This window comes from Streptomyces sp. NPDC031210 (assembly GCF_055570395.1).
Genome location: NZ_JBVIHH010000004.1, coordinates 69,113 through 83,467 on the forward strand (window position 1 = coordinate 69,113; position 14,355 = coordinate 83,467).

Here is a 14,355-nt window from a genome sequence, read left to right on the forward strand (position 1 = left end):
GTCGTCCGGGGGCCCACTCGCCAACCTGCCACAGATCGCCGCCGGGCTCAGCCTGATGCGCTGCGTCCCCCTGCGGCTCCCTTGCCCGGCGCCGACCCCCTGAATCCCCCTGCGGGGTGCTTCCTTCGCATCCAACCATGCCCATCTCGCGGGGCGCTCATTACCCGTGGGTTCCGCACAGGGGCCAGCGCTTGGCGGGCGGATGCTACGGACGGGGTGTGCGGGGCCGCCGGGGCGGCGGAAGCGTCCCAGGCGGCGCCGCCCGAGCCCTTTCGCGGCGGCGTGCGGGCCCCGGATCCGCCGGCGGCGGGCGGGAGCCGGTCGCGGGGCGGGCGGGCGTCACGATGGCCCTGCGCCGGGCCGGTGCGCGGCCGGGACGGGCCGGGGCGGCCGTTGCGCCGCTCGCGAACACCCGCCCCGCGAGCGGCCGGGGCGTCACGCCGGGCGGGCGCCGGCACCGCGCGCGAGCACGCCGGCGAGTGCCTCGACGACCCGCGGTTCGTAGTCGCCGGCGGTGGACAGCCGCAGCCGTTCCAGGGCCCGCAGCGGCCCCCCGGGACCGGCCGCGCCGCCCGCGAGGTCGTCGTAGGCGTTGACCGTGCGGACGATACGCGCGGTCAGGGGCTGGTCCCGGTAGGGGTCCGCCTGCCGTTCGACGATCACCGCGACCTCCGGCGGGACCCCGGTCTGGCGTACCACGGCCCCGCCCAGCAGGGCGATGCGGCGCTGCTCGGCAGGCGGCAGCGGGGCGGTCGCACCGGCCGGCACCGGGTCCAGGAGCGAGAGCTGGCCGATGTCGTGCATCAGGGCGGCGCATTCCAGTACGTCCAGATCCGGCTCGCCCAGGCCCAGTTCGCGGCCCACCGCACGGCTGAGAGCGGCCACCCGGCGGGCGTGGCCGTGCGGGGTGTAGCCGGCGATCTCGGTGGAGCGGGCCAGGGAGGCGATGGTCTGGCGGTAGGTGGCCCGTACGGCCGCGAACCGGCGGCAGGCGAACTGGGCCGGCAGCAGCGGCAGGCAGAAGACGGGCAGCGCCCACAGCCCGGCGACCGCCGTGCCGAGCGCGATGACGACACCGGTGGCGCACAGGGCGGGGCCGATGCCGGCCGGCGTCCGCAGCTCGTCGCGCAGCAGCGGCCCGAACGGCCAGCCGGTGCGGGCGTGGGCGAGCGCGGCGGCGAGCACCGCGTCGCACAGCGCGGTGAGCGCGAGCAGTCCGACCAGGAAGAGGGGGTAGACGGGGCCGTCCGCCACCCAGCTCGTCAACGTGCCGGTGTTGTAGAGGGGTTGGAAGCAGGTGGCGGCGAAGCCGACGGTCAGGACGCGGCGGGCGAGGTGGCCGAGCGCCGGGCCGCGACCCCGGGCGAGCTGGGGGACGAGTCCCACCAGACCGGCCGCCACGACGACGGTGACGGTCTGCGCCACGCCGTGGGTGGTCGGCCGGCCGGCGACCTCGCCGAGCAGCGCGTACGCGAGCGCCCCGGCCGCCCCCAGCGGGGCGCGCTCCCGCTCGCCGGGCGCCCGGCCCGGCCCGCCCGCCGCGGGCTCCCAGCGCATCAGCTCGCCCACCGCGATCAGCACTCCGAAGGCCAGCGCGACGCCGGGTTCGGACAGGCCGTCCCAGAGGGTGCGGCCCAGCGCCCACAGGGCCAGGGCGGCGGCCGCGGCATGGACGCAGAGGACGGCGGCGCGGCCGCGCGGGGCGGGCTCTCGGGGGCCGGCGGCGATGGCGGGGCCGTTCGCCTCCGGGTGGCGCGCGGCCCGCTCGCCGTCCGTCCGGCCCGCCGCGCCGCCGCCGGGATCGCGTGGGGCGGCCCTGCGGCCCCGTTCCGCCCGGTGCGCTCCCGGGCCGCCGCTCACCGCTCACCGTCCCGGCGCAACCGCTCGCTCCGGCCCGCCCGACGGCCCCGGCCCGGCCACCACGGAGGCGCTTGTGCCGCCGCCCCCGCCGCCTCGTTCCCGGGCGCGCCATCCGGCCGCCCGGACCCTTCCGCCCGCGCGGGAGGGACGTTTCCTCTCCCCTGTCCGGGCCGGCCCACCGCCTCCTCGGCCGCCGCGTACGGGCGCTTCTCGGCGGGCCGATCCGCGGCGGGAGACGCGGCCGCGGTGGCCGGGCCGTACGGCGACGCCGCCGGGCGCGCCGCACGCCGCGGCCCGTGCCCGGCGGCGGCGCGCACGGCCTGGGACGCCGCCGCCGGTGCCGCCGCCGCGTCGTCGTCCACCGACAGGACGGGCGGCACCACCAGGTCGGGCACCCCCGCCCACCCCGCCTCCTGGTCCGCCGCCGTGACCAGATCGGGGTGCCAGCCGTGCCGGTCCAGTGCCGCCGCCAGCGCCCGGACCATCCGCGGATCGAACTGCGTACCGGCGCATTTGCGCAGCTCCGCCACCGCGACGGACACCGGCCGGGCCCGCCGGTAGGAGCGGGTGGAGGTCATCGCGTCGAAGGCGTCGGCGACGGCCACCACCCGGGCGCACTCCGGGATGCGATGGCCCGTCAGGCCGTAGGGGTAGCCGCGGCCGTCCAGCCGCTCGTGGTGGTGCAGGATCGCCGCCCGCGCCTCACCGAGGAAGCCGATGCCGCGCACGATCTCGTGCCCGTACTCGGGGTGCAGCTCGATGACCCGGCGCTCCTCCGGGCTCAACGGGCCCTCCTTGCGCAACAGGCGGGTGGGGACGCCGAGTTTGCCGACGTCGTGCAGGATGCCGGCGAACCGCAGGACCTCCGTCCGGTCCTCGGCCATGCCCAGCTCGCGGGCGATCATCACCGAGGCGCGCCCGACGCGTTCGCTGTGTCCGCGGGTGTAGCGGTCCTTGATATCCACGGCCTGGACGAGCGCGCGGAGGGTGGCCTGGTGGGCGGCGCGCTCACGGTGGCACTGGGCGAAGATCCAGCAGGTGAGGTACATCGGCAGCAGCACCAGCAGCGCCGCCGGCGGCCCGTAGGAGCTGCGCCACAGGACCGCCATCATCAGCCCGGCCAGTCCGTGCACCAGATACGGCCCCAGGGTGCGGGTCAGCAGGCCGCGCCAGGCGGTACGCGGGGAGTGCCGCTCGGCGGCGACCAGGACCCCGCCGTCCAGCGCCGCGAGCACCGCGCAGAAGACCGCCGCGGCGACAGCGGCCGGCAGCAGCAGGGCGGGAAAGCGCGGTGCGGACAGCGGGGGGTGGCCGAGGGCCTGGAAGACATGGCCGGCGGCGCAGCAGGCCAGGGCCAGTTCGGCGGCGTGCCAGATCCGGCGGGCGCCCGCCGAGCGGGCTTCGGTCCGGGCGATCAGCGCGCCGGGGACGGGGACCAGCGCGGCCAGCGAAGGCGGCAGCAGGAAGACCCCGGCCAGCAGCACGGGGAAGAAGGAGACCGGGTCGCGGCTGCCGGCCGGCCGGCGGCCGCGCACCGCCTCGCAGGCGCCGTACAGCGCGGCAAGCGCCAGGGCACAGGCCCAGCCCGCTGCGTCGCGCGTCGTCGCGGGTGCGGCACACAGCGCCGCGGCCGACGCGGCGCATCCGATGTACCACCGCCCGGCCGCCGGAAGTTTCCGCATCGCGCCCCTCCTCCCGAGCCCACCGCCGTCCCCGTCGCCGCCGTGAGGACGGTGCGCCGGGGTTCGGTGAGGATAGAGGTGTGGGGGCGCCCGGGAAGGCGCATCGGCGGATCGGGCGGGACGAATCGCCCCGCCCCTCACCCCTTAGGGTGACGTGCCGCCTTATTCGGCCCGCGCGGTCTCGGTCCGTGCATCCGGCGCCTGGCCGGTGGACGGTCCCGCGGCGGACGGGGCGCCCGCCGTGCCGCCGGTGGCGCCGGAGCCCGCGGCGTCCGCCGCCCGCTCCCGCTGCGCCTGCTCGTGCTTGGCCTGGTCCAGGACACTGACCTCGGGCACGGTCTCGCCGGCCCGGATCAGGTCGATCCGGCCCATGACCTTGGAGCGCAGGTCGGTGGGGACGTCGTCGTGGCCGCAGCAGCGCTTGACGAGCTTCTTGACGGCCTGCTCCAGCCCGTACTTCTCCAGGCACGGCGAGCATTCGTCGAAGTGCACCTGGAACTTCTCGCACTCCCCGGCCGGCATCTCGCGGTCGAGATATTCGTAGAGGTGGTCAAGGACCTCTGAGCAGTCCTTCTCGTGCGGCTCTCCGCAGCTCATGATCCCGAGCCTTTCCCGTCGTGCGACCCCGGCGTCGGCGTGGCCCGCGTCTCCGCGGCCGCCGCCCCCGCCGGGACCAGCCCGCGCTCGCGGGCGTAATCCTCCAGCATGCCGCGCAGTTGGCGCCGCCCGCGGTGCAAACGGGACATCACCGTGCCGATAGGCGTCCCCATGATGTCCGCGATCTCCTTGTACGCAAAGCCCTCGACGTCGGCGAGATAGACCGCGATCCGGAATTCCTCGGGGATCTCCTGGAGGGCGGCCTTGACGTCCGAGTCGGGCAGGTGGTCCAGGGCCTGGGACTCGGCGGAACGCAGTCCGGTCGACATGTGCGACTCGGCGCGCGCGAGCTGCCAGTCCTCGATCTCCTCGGCCGCGCTGCGCTGCGGTTCGCGCTGCTTCTTGCGGTAGGAGTTGATGAAGGTGTTCGTCAGGATGCGGTACAACCACGCCTTGAGGTTGGTGCCCTCCCGGAACTGGTGGAAGGACGCGTACGCCTTCGCGTACGTCTCCTGCACCAGGTCCTCCGCGTCGGCCGGATTGCGCGTCATGCGCAGCGCGGCGGAGTACATCTGGTCCAGGAAGGTGAGCGCGTCCCGCTCGAAGCGCGCGTTGCGCTCGGCGTCGCTCTCCTTCCGGCCCGCAGCCTTCTCCTCAGCCGTGCCGTCGGTCCCTGCGTCGGTCCCAGTGACCGGACCCACCTCCTCCAACACCGTGACGGATCCGGATGCGGACCCACTCGAATCGGAGAATAGACGACGATCCCCTGACGCCGCCGCTCCGGCCGCGGCGGGCTGCCTCACCTGCGTCTGCGACCACTGCAGGTCTGCGGCCGGGCGGGCCGGGCAAGCGATTCCCATGCGGCGGACTCCCATTCCTCATGCTTCGCGGGGCGTATCTCGTTGCTACGCCTGGCACAACAGCCGCACCCCACGGCTCATTCCCGCTCAGCCGAACAGCCCGTCCAGCCAGGCCGTCACCGCGTCCGTGAGCGCGGCCATCGACTCCGCCTCGGCCACCCCGGCCGCCTTCGGCACCGCGAAGCCGTGGTCGCCGTGCGCCACCTCGGCCAGGACGGTGCCCGCCGGGAACTCTCCGGGCCGGCCGAACGGATCCCGGCCGCCCTGGACGACCAGGGTCGGCACCCCGGCGTCGGTCAGCTCCGCGACCCGGGACTTCTCCGGCTTGCCCGGCGGATGCAGCGGGAAACTGAGCGCCACGACGGCGTGCGCGCCCAGCTCCCGCGCCGTACGGCAGGCCACCCGCGCGCCGGCGCTGCGCCCGCCCGCGACCACCGGCAGGCCCGGCTTCTCCAGCGCGGGCCACAGCGCCGTCCACGCCGTGTCCAGCGTCTTGGGAGCGGGCGCCAGCTTCTTGCCGGCGACCCGCCACGGCTGCTCGACCAGCGCGACGGTGTAGCCGCGGGCGGGCAGCGCGGCGGCCAGGGCCCGCAGGTCCCGGGCCTCGATCCCGCCGCCGGCGCCGTGGCCGAGGGCGACCACGGCCCGGGCCGGCTCCGGGTCGCGGTGCCAGGTGATACGGGCGTCGCCCGCCGGCGTCGCGACCGTCTCTCTCTCGTACGCCCGTGTGCTCATGGGTCCATCCTGCCCGCGCCCGGCCGGGACCGGCACACCAGCGCGCCGGTCGGGAGGCCGGGCGCGCCGGGTCAGAACAGCGTGGCGACCTCGGGGCCGTCGAGTTCCTTGAGCAGCTCCGGCCCGTTGTTGCGGACGTCGCTGACGGCGGTCGGCACGGGGTAGGCGCGCATCAGCCCGCCCGGCGGCGGCGCCAGCAGTTCCCGCAGTTCCTCGGTGTCGGTGCGGCGCGGATCGAGCCAGGCGTCCCAGCGGTCCGGTGGCAGGACCAGCGGCATACGGGGATGGATGTCGGCGAGCGCCTGCGGGCCCTCGCCGCCGGCGCCCGCCAGCGGCGTGGTCTCGGCCTCGGTCGTCACGACGCCGCAGGTCACCCACCACGCCTGAGGATGATCACCGGGCAGGGTGGGGTCCCGCCAGAATTCGTAGAGCCCGGCCATCGCCATCACCGAGCCGTCGGCGGGCGTGACGAAGTACGGCTGCTTGCGGCCCCTCTTCTTCTTGCCCTGCTCCTCCAGGGTCCGCTCCGCAGCGTCGGTGACCCATTCGAAATAGCCGTCACCGGGCAGCAGGCAGCGGCGGGTGGCGAAGGGCTGTTTGAAGGACGGCTTCTCGTGGACCGTCTCGGCCCGCGCGTTGATCATCTTCACGCCCACGTCGGGTGACTTGGACCACGACGGGACCAGCCCCCACCGCAGTCTCCGCAACTGGCGCACCGGGGCGCCTGGGGCCCTTCCGGCCGCCGCCTCGCCCTTGAGGGGCCGTTCGAGCACCGCGTACACGCTTTTCGTCGGGGCGATGTTCCAGTCGGGAGCCAGCGTCTCCGCCGGCTCCCACCGCTGGACTCCGAAGGCCGTCACCAGCTCCTCGGGTCCGCGACTCGCCGCATACCTACCGCACATGCGTGCCACACTGCCATGCCAAACGAAGGGAAGACATGGACACCGATCACCTCACCGACGTGTGGAGCCGCGTCTTCGGCACGCAGCCCGACCCCTCGTTCTGGCTCGTGCTCGTCACGGCGGTGCTCGCGCTGGGCGCGGTCGTCCCGCACACCGCCTGGCGGCTGTCGCGGAACGCCGTCACCATCGCGCACGAGGGCGGTCACGGGCTGATCGCACTGGTCACCGGCCGCCGCCTCGACGGCATCCGGCTCCACTCGGACACCTCGGGACTGACCGTCTCGCGCGGCAAGCCCACCGGGCTGGGCATGGTGCTGACCGCCGCGGCCGGCTACGTCGCGCCGTCCCTGCTGGGTCTGGCGGGCGCCGCACTGCTGGCCGCCGGGCACATCACGGCTCTGCTGTGGGGCGCCACCGCGCTGCTCCTGGCGATGCTGGTGATGATCCGCAACGCCTACGGGGTGCTCACCGTCGTCCTGGCCGGTGCCGCCTTCTTCCTCGTCTCCTGGCTGACCACCCCGGACGTGCAGGCGGCGTTCGCGTACGCGGTGGTGTGGTTCCTGCTGCTGGGCGGGGTCCGGCCGCCGTTCGAGCTCCAGGGCAAGCGGCGGCGCGGTGGCGCGGTGGACTCCGACCCGGACCAGTTGTCGCGCCTGACGCACGTCCCGGCGGCGCTGTGGCTCGGCCTGTTCCACGTGGTGACGCTGTGCTCCCTGATAGGTGGCGGGCGCTGGCTGCTCGCCCTGTGAGGCGGGCGGGCGCCCGGCCCGTGAACCCGGGCGCGTCAGCCCCGCGGCCCGGGGGCCATAACCCGAACGCGGGCATCCCCGGGGGTCCTCGGCCCGCCGCTCCGGCGCGCGGGCGCACTACCAGCGTCATGTTTCGTATACGTTGCGCCACTTTTGATCAAGATCGGCACCCTTGCCCAGCCATTAAAGTAAGGGCATGACCGTGAGCCCCGCACATCCCGCCCTGTGGCCCGCCCCCCTCGCCCCCGGGGCCGTCGATGCAACCGTCACCGTGCCCGGCTCCAAATCGGTCACCAACCGCGGCCTGGTCCTGGCCGCCCTCTCCTCCGAGCCCGGCTGGCTGCGCCGCCCGCTGCGCTCGCGCGACACCCTCCTGATGGCCGAGGCGCTGCGCACCATGGGCGTCGGCATCGAGGAGACCGCCTCCTCCAGCTCCGCGGCCGCCGCGGGCGGCTCGGCCCGCGGCGAGGCCTGGCGGGTGATCCCGGCGGGCCTGCACGGCCCCGCCACCGTCGACGTCGGCAACGCCGGCACGGTCATGCGCTTCCTGCCGCCCGTCGCGGCCCTCGCCGACGGCCCGATCCGCTTCGACGGCGACCCGCGCTCCTACGAGCGTCCGCTGGGCGGCGTCATCGAGGCGCTGCGCGCGCTGGGCGCCCGGATCGACGACGACAACCGCGGCGCGCTGCCGATGACGGTGCACGGCGGCGGCGCGCTGGACGGCGGTTCCGTCGAGATCGACGCCTCCTCCTCGTCGCAGTTCGTCAGCGCCCTGCTGCTGTCCGCGCCCCGCTTCAACCAGGGCGTCGAGGTCCGGCACACCGGCCCGACGCTGCCGTCCATGCCGCACATCCGGATGACCGTCGACATGCTGCGCAGCGTCGGCGCGCAGGTGGACACCCCCGAGGCCGGCGGCGAGCCGAACGTCTGGCGGGTCACGCCGGGCGCCCTGCTGGGCCGCGACCTGGTCGTGGAGCCGGACCTGTCCAACGCCCAGCCGTTCCTGGCCGCGGCGCTGGTCACCGGCGGCCGGGTCACCATCCCGGACTGGCCCGAGCACACCACGCAGCCCGGTGACGCACTGCGCGAGATCTTCACCGTCATGGGCGGTTCGTGCGAGCTGACCGAACACGGCCTGACCTTCACCGGAACGGGCCGTATCCACGGCATCGACGTCGACCTGAGCGAGGTCGGCGAGCTGACGCCGGGCATCGCCGCCGTCGCCGCGCTCGCCGACTCCCCGTCCACGCTGCGCGGTGTCGCCCATCTGCGGCTGCACGAGACCGACCGGCTGGCCGCGCTCACCAAGGAGCTCAACGAGCTCGGCGGCGACGTCACCGAGACCGCCGACGGGCTGCACATCCGGCCGCGCGCGCTGCACGGCGGGGTCTTCCACACCTACGACGACCACCGGCTGGCCACCGCCGCGGCGATCATCGGCCTCGCCGTCGAGGGCGTGGAGGTGGAGAACGTCGGCACGACCGCCAAGACGCTCCCCGACTTCCCCGCGATGTGGACCGAGATGCTCGACCCTGCCGCCGTCCCCGCCCGGAGAGCCTGAGAGTCACCGCCGCCATGCGCCGTTACGGCAAGAACCCCGATGAGGACGACATCCGCGTCCGCCCCAACCCCAAGGGCAACCGGCCCCGCACGACGATCCGCCCCAAGCACGAGGACGCGCGCGAGGGCCTGGTCCTGACCGTCGACCGGGGCCGCCTGACCGTCCTGATCGACGGCCGCCCGGTCCACGCTATGAAGGCCCGCGAACTGGGCCGCAAGAGCGCGGTGGTCGGCGACCGCGTCGCCGTCGTCGGCGACCTGACCGGCGACAAGGACACCCTCGCGCGGATCGTGCGGGTCCAGCCGCGCACCTCGACGCTGCGCCGTACGGCCGACGACGACGATCCCTTCGAGCGGGTGGTGGTCGCCAACGCCGACCAGCTCGCCATCGTCACCGCGCTGGCCGACCCCGAGCCGCGCCCCCGGCTGATCGACCGCTGCCTGGTCGCCGCCTACGACGCGGGCCTGGACCCGCTGCTGGTGCTGACCAAGTCCGATCTGGCCTCCGCCGACACCCTCCTGGAGTCCTACGGCGCGCTGGGCGTCCCCTATGTCGTCACCAACCGCGAGGAACTGGCCGACGGCGCCGCCGCGGACCGGATCCGGGAGCATCTGACGGGCCGTATGACGGCGTTCGTCGGGCATTCCGGTGTCGGCAAGACGACTCTGGTCAACGCCCTGGTCCCGGACCGCCACCGGGCCGTGGGGCATGTCAACGCGGTCACCGGCCGGGGCCGGCACACCACCACCTCCGCGCTGGCGCTGCCGCTGCCGGGCGACTCGGGCTGGGTCATCGACACCCCGGGCGTACGGTCCTTCGGGCTGCACCACGTCGACCCCTCGCGGGTCATCCTCGCCTTCCCCGACCTCGTGCCGGGTACCGCCGAGTGCCCTCGTGCGTGCAGCCACGACGAAGCGGAATGCGCGCTGGACCGGTGGGTGGCCGACGGGCACGCCGATCCGGCCCGGCTGTACTCCCTGCGCCGCCTGCTCGCCACCCGGGAGCGACGCGAGGGCGACTGATCGCCGGAGTTTGCCACCCTCCGTCCGAGGTAAATGCATACTCACACCAAGACGGGCCAAGCGGTCACCGACGTGACGGAGGCAAAGCGATATGGCGTGGCTGCTGGTTGTGGTGGCGGGGATACTGGAGACCGGTTTCGCCGTCTCCCTGAAGCTTTCGCACGGCTTCACCCGGCTGTTCCCGACCATCGCCTTCTGCGCCTTCGCGCTGGGCAGCTTCGGCCTCCTGACGCTGGCGCTGCGCAAGATCGACGTCGGTCCGGCCTACGCGGTGTGGACCGGCATCGGCGCGACCGGCACGGCGATCTACGGCATGGTCTTCCTCGGCGACATCGTCTCCGTCCTCAAAATCGTCTCGATCACGCTGGTCATCGTGGGGATGATCGGGCTCCAACTGTCGGGGTCCGCGCACTGACGCGGACCGGCCTCTCCACGAGACCTCTCCAGGTGGCCCGTCCGGCCCGATGACGCCCTCAGGCCCGGCCCGCCTGCGGCGTCCCGCCCGGCAGTCGGGCGAACGCTCCCCGTACGAGCCGCGACACCGCCTCCGCCTCGGCCTCCCGGCCCTGGCGCGCCACGGCCTTGCCTCCCCTGGACTCGGCGGGCTCGCGGGCCGGTGCGGTCGCCTCCTGGGACAGGGGCGCGATGAGGCAGGACAGGGTGAGCCGCGCCGCGGTCTCGCAGGCGGCGCCGAGGGCGGGCAGTTCCTCCGCGGGCCAGTCCGGCTCCAGCGCCGCCACCGCCCGGGCGCGGAACCGGCCGACCAGTTCGGCGGGTCCCGGCAGCTCACCGGGCGGCGCGGCGCGCGGTGCGGGCACGCCCGGCGGCCCGGCCGGCGGCGGGGCGGGGGCCGGCAGCCGGTCGTCCCAGCAGCCGGTCAGCGCGGCCCGCACCAGGGGGTTGGCGCGGGCGGTACGCAGCGTCCAGGCGGCCGCGGCGACCACCCGGCCCGCCGCGTCCCCCGGGGTCCCGGGCGCGTGCGCGCCGTGGGCCAGGGAGCGTTCGACGCCCGCCAGATAGTTCTCCGTCTCGCGGCGCACCAGGGCCCGGGCCAGCCCGTCCTTGCTGCCGAACTCGTTGTAGAGGGTCTGCCGGGAGACCCCCGCCGCGGCGGCGATCTCCACCATCCGCACGGCCGACCAGGGCCGGGCGGTGAGCGCCGTGTACGCGGCGTCCAGCAAGGCTTCTCGCGCTGCGGGCATCCGTCGCCTCCCCGGCCGCCGGCCCATGCGGCCCGTGTGCGCACAGAATTGAGGCGCCGCCAGGGGCTGTCAAGAGCCGCCGCACGGCCGTTCGGGCGGCGCCCACACGCCGGGCGGGCCGGTCCGTGTGGCTCCGGCGTATACCACTCGATACTGTTCGTACATGCCCGACTATCACGATGATCTCCGCCTCGGCCATGTCCTCGCGGACGCCGCGGACGCAGCGACCATGGAGCGGTTCAAGGCCCTCGACCTCAAGGTCGAGACCAAACCGGACATGACGCCGGTGAGCGAGGCGGACAAATCCGCCGAGGAGCTGATCCGTGGTCATCTCCAGCGCGCCCGGCCACGCGACGCGGTGCTCGGCGAGGAGTTCGGCAGCGAGGGGTCGGGGCCGCGCCGCTGGATCGTCGACCCGATCGACGGCACGAAGAACTACGTGCGCGGCGTGCCGGTCTGGGCGACGCTGATCGCCCTGATGGAGCGCGGCGAGGGCGGCGACCGCCCGGTGGTCGGCATCGTCTCCGCACCGGCGCTCAACCGCCGCTGGTGGGCGGCCGAGGGGCTGGGCGCCTTCACGGGCCGCAGCCTGACCTCGGCGACCCGGCTGCACGTCTCGAAGGTCGGACGTATCCAGGACGCGTCGTTCGCGTACTCCTCGCTGACCGGCTGGGAGGAGCGCGACAAGCTGTCCGGCTTCCTGGACCTGTCACGGGACTGCTGGCGCACCCGCGGCTACGGGGACTTCTGGCCGTACATGATGATCGCCGAGGGTTCGGTGGACATCTGCGCGGAGCCGGAGCTGTCGCTGTGGGACATGGCGGCCTGCGCGGTGGTCGTCCAGGAGGCCGGCGGCCGGTTCACCGGCCTGGACGGCAGGCCCGGGCCGCACAGCGGTAACGCGGCGGCCTCCAACGGCCTGCTGCACGAGGACCTGTTGGGCTACCTCGGCGACGCCCGGCACTGACGGCGCGCTTCCTCGTCGCCCCGGGGCGGCGGCCCGCAGATGGGGCAGGTATCGGACAACCGTCCAGTACCTGCCCCTTGTTGTGTCCGCCCGGGCATGTGAACATGAGAATCCGCCAGCTTGTGAACTTGTGAAAGTTTTCGCAAGTTCGCATCACCAAGGAGGTGGCTCCACTCCATGCCCATGTACGTCAAAGACGCCATGAGCACGGTGGTCCTCACCATCGGGCCCGCTCATACCCTCCGCCAGGCCGCCCAGTTGATGGCGGCCCGACGTGTCGGCGCGGCCGTCGTCCTCGACTCCGACAACAGCGGCCTCGGCATCCTCACCGAGCGCGACATCCTCAACTCACTGGGCGCGGGCGAGAATCCCGACCGCGAAACCGCCCAGACCCACACCACCTCCGACGTCGTCTTCGCCTCTTCCGACTGGACGCTCGACGAGGCCGCGGACGCCATGGTGCGCGGCGGCTTCCGCCATCTGATCGTGCTCGACGACCGCGAACCGGTCGGCGTCGTCTCGGTCCGCGACATCATCCGCTGCCGCTCCGATGCCATCGAGCGGGCCGGCGCCGTCCCGGCCTGAAGCCCGCACACCCCCGGCGTGCGGCCCGGCGACCCCGGGCCGGACGCCACCGGATCCGGACGCACGAAGAGGCCGGAGCCCCATGGCATCCGGCCTCTTCGGTTTGTACGGCAAGCGGCGACGTGCTCAGCCGCGCAGGGCCTGGACCGCGGCTTCGAGCCGCTTGCCGTAGTCCGCGTCCGCCTTGCGGAAGTTCTCGATCGCGCGCTGCGCGATGTCGTCGCGGGAGACCTTGGAGATGAAGCCCGCCAGGTTGTCGATCAGGCGCTCCTTCTCGTCCTCCGACATCAGGCGGTAGAGGTTCCCCGCCTGCACGAAGTCATCGTCCTCCGCGTGCGAGGGCGCTTCGCTCTCGCCGGTGTGCCCGGTGACCGGGAACGGCTGCCACAGCGGGCGGCCGGTCTCGGTGGGACCGCCGAAGCTGTTCGGCTCGTAGTTCTTCCGACCGCCGTGCCGGCCGTCGTACAGCGCGCCGTCCCGGCCGTGGCTGTTGGCCTCGGTGGCCCGGGGGCGGTTGACCGGGAGGTGGTCGGCGTTGATGCCGACGCGGTAGCGGTGCGCGTCACCGTAGGCGAACAGCCGGCCCTGGAGCATCTTGTCGGGGGACGGGCCGATGCCCGGCACGAAGTGGTGCGGGGAGAAGATCGACTGCTCGACCTCGGCGAAGATGTTCTCCGGGTTGCGGTTGAGCTCCAGCTTGCCTATCTCGATCGGCGGGTAGTCCTCGTGCGGCCAGACCTTGGTCAGGTCGAACGGGTTGAAGCGGTAGGTCGCCGCCTCTTCCGCCGGCATGATCTGCACCTGCACGGTCCAGCTCGGGTGGTCACCGCGCTCGATGGCCTCGCGCAGGTCGCGCTGGTGGCTGTCGGGGTCCTCACCGGCGAGCTGGTTGGCCTCGTCCTGGGTGAGGTTCTTGATCCCCTGGTCGGTCTTGAAGTGGTACTTGACCCAGAAGACCTCGCCGGCCTCGTTGTTCCACTGGAAGGTGTGCGAGCCGTAGCCGTTCATGTGGCGCAGCGTGGCGGGAATGCCGCGGTCGCCGAACAGCCAGGTCACCTGGTGGGTGGACTCCGGCGAGAGGCCCCAGAAGTCCCAGACGTTGTCCGCCTCCTGCGAGCCGGTGTACGGGTCGCGCTTCTGGGTGTGGATGAAGTCGGGGAACTTGATGGCGTCCTTGATGAAGAACACCGGGGTGTTGTTGCCGACGAGGTCGTAGTTGCCCTCTTCGGTGTAGAACTTCAGCGCGAAGCCACGGGGGTCGCGCACCGCGTCGGCCGAGCCGAGGTTGCCGGCCACGGTGGAGAACCGCAGGAACGTCTCGGTCTGCTTGCCGACCTCGGAGAGGAACTTGGCGCGGGTGTACTTCGTCACGTCCGCGGTCACCGTGAAGGTGCCGTACGCACCGGCGCCGCGGGCGTGCACGATGCGCTCCGGGATGCGCTCGCGGTTGAAGTGGGCGAGCTTCTCGATCAGCAGTTGGTCCTGGATGAGGCCGGGACCGCCGATGCCGGCCGTCTCGCTGTTCTGGTTGTCCGCGACCGGAGCCCCGGTCTCCGTGGTCAGCGGTCCGGTGATGCCCTGTACCGACACGTGCGCCTCCTGAAGTCTTCTCCACCTGCCCTTGGCTTGCGCC

General features: G+C 73.7%; 13 protein-coding genes and 1 pseudogene. 6 read left to right on the top strand and 8 right to left on the bottom strand.

Going from position 1 to position 14,355, the window contains the following annotated elements:
• Positions 1-435: 435 nt before the first annotated feature.
• The 6 genes and pseudogenes from ACZ45Z_RS09805 to ACZ45Z_RS09830 form a co-directional block, all read right to left on the bottom strand.
• Complete coding sequence (locus ACZ45Z_RS09805; RefSeq protein ID WP_468359760.1) at positions 436-1,728, bottom strand: HD-GYP domain-containing protein; 1,293 nt, start codon at positions 1,726-1,728, stop codon at positions 436-438.
• 539 nt (positions 1,729-2,267) lie between these two features.
• Positions 2,268-3,542: pseudogene (locus tag ACZ45Z_RS09810) on the bottom strand (HD-GYP domain-containing protein); the annotation flags it as partial.
• Between the two features lie 162 nt (positions 3,543-3,704).
• A complete protein-coding gene (gene rsrA, locus ACZ45Z_RS09815) occupies positions 3,705-4,139 on the bottom strand; it encodes a mycothiol system anti-sigma-R factor (protein WP_468358920.1) in 435 nt (144 codons plus the stop codon).
• Positions 4,136-4,840, bottom strand: a complete 705-nt coding sequence (locus tag ACZ45Z_RS09820; RefSeq protein WP_468358923.1) for a sigma-70 family RNA polymerase sigma factor — start codon at positions 4,838-4,840, stop codon at positions 4,136-4,138. The genes rsrA and ACZ45Z_RS09820 overlap by 4 nt, the downstream gene beginning before the upstream one ends.
• 246 nt (positions 4,841-5,086) lie before the next feature.
• The gene (locus ACZ45Z_RS09825) at positions 5,087-5,734 is read right to left on the bottom strand and encodes an alpha/beta hydrolase family protein (RefSeq protein WP_468358926.1); all 648 of its coding nucleotides are present in this window, start codon (positions 5,732-5,734) and stop codon (positions 5,087-5,089) included.
• 71 nt (positions 5,735-5,805) lie between these two features.
• Positions 5,806-6,636, bottom strand: a complete 831-nt coding sequence (locus ACZ45Z_RS09830) for an SOS response-associated peptidase (RefSeq protein WP_468358929.1) — start codon at positions 6,634-6,636, stop codon at positions 5,806-5,808.
• Positions 6,637-6,671: 35 nt separating this feature from the next.
• Here ACZ45Z_RS09830 and ACZ45Z_RS09835 point away from each other — a divergent pair, with 35 nt between their 5' ends.
• The 4 genes from ACZ45Z_RS09835 to ACZ45Z_RS09850 all read left to right on the top strand — a co-directional run bounded on the left by ACZ45Z_RS09835 (position 6,672) and on the right by ACZ45Z_RS09850 (position 10,383).
• Positions 6,672-7,385 carry a M50 family metallopeptidase gene (locus tag ACZ45Z_RS09835; protein WP_468358932.1) on the top strand — a complete coding sequence of 238 codons (714 nt, stop codon included), beginning with the start codon at positions 6,672-6,674 and terminating at the stop codon, positions 7,383-7,385.
• Positions 7,386-7,581: 196 nt separating this feature from the next.
• Positions 7,582-8,946, top strand: coding sequence for a 3-phosphoshikimate 1-carboxyvinyltransferase (gene aroA, locus ACZ45Z_RS09840; RefSeq protein WP_468358935.1), 1,365 nt, complete (start codon positions 7,582-7,584; stop codon positions 8,944-8,946).
• 14 nt (positions 8,947-8,960) lie between these two features.
• Positions 8,961-9,968: a ribosome small subunit-dependent GTPase A gene (gene rsgA / locus ACZ45Z_RS09845; RefSeq protein WP_468358937.1), complete on the top strand. Its 1,008-nt coding sequence runs from the start codon at positions 8,961-8,963 to the stop codon at positions 9,966-9,968.
• Between the two features lie 91 nt (positions 9,969-10,059).
• Positions 10,060-10,383 carry a DMT family transporter gene (locus ACZ45Z_RS09850; protein WP_468358940.1) on the top strand — a complete coding sequence of 108 codons (324 nt, stop codon included), beginning with the start codon at positions 10,060-10,062 and terminating at the stop codon, positions 10,381-10,383.
• 58 nt (positions 10,384-10,441) lie between these two features.
• Here ACZ45Z_RS09850 and ACZ45Z_RS09855 read toward each other — a convergent pair whose 3' ends face one another.
• On the bottom strand, positions 10,442-11,170 hold the full coding sequence (locus ACZ45Z_RS09855) for a TetR/AcrR family transcriptional regulator (protein WP_468358943.1): 729 nt from the start codon (positions 11,168-11,170) through the stop codon (positions 10,442-10,444).
• A gap of 163 nt (positions 11,171-11,333) precedes the next feature.
• Between ACZ45Z_RS09855 and hisN the strand changes: the two genes are divergently transcribed.
• On the top strand, positions 11,334-12,137 hold the full coding sequence (gene hisN, locus ACZ45Z_RS09860; RefSeq protein WP_468358945.1) for a histidinol-phosphatase: 804 nt from the start codon (positions 11,334-11,336) through the stop codon (positions 12,135-12,137).
• A 183-nt stretch (positions 12,138-12,320) separates the two neighbouring features.
• The gene (locus tag ACZ45Z_RS09865; RefSeq protein WP_468359763.1) at positions 12,321-12,722 is read left to right on the top strand and encodes a CBS domain-containing protein; all 402 of its coding nucleotides are present in this window, start codon (positions 12,321-12,323) and stop codon (positions 12,720-12,722) included.
• 126 nt (positions 12,723-12,848) lie between these two features.
• On the opposite strand, the gene ACZ45Z_RS09870 is transcribed toward ACZ45Z_RS09865, so the two are convergent.
• A complete protein-coding gene (locus ACZ45Z_RS09870) occupies positions 12,849-14,312 on the bottom strand; it encodes a catalase (protein WP_468358948.1) in 1,464 nt (487 codons plus the stop codon).
• Positions 14,313-14,355: the final 43 nt, after the last annotated feature.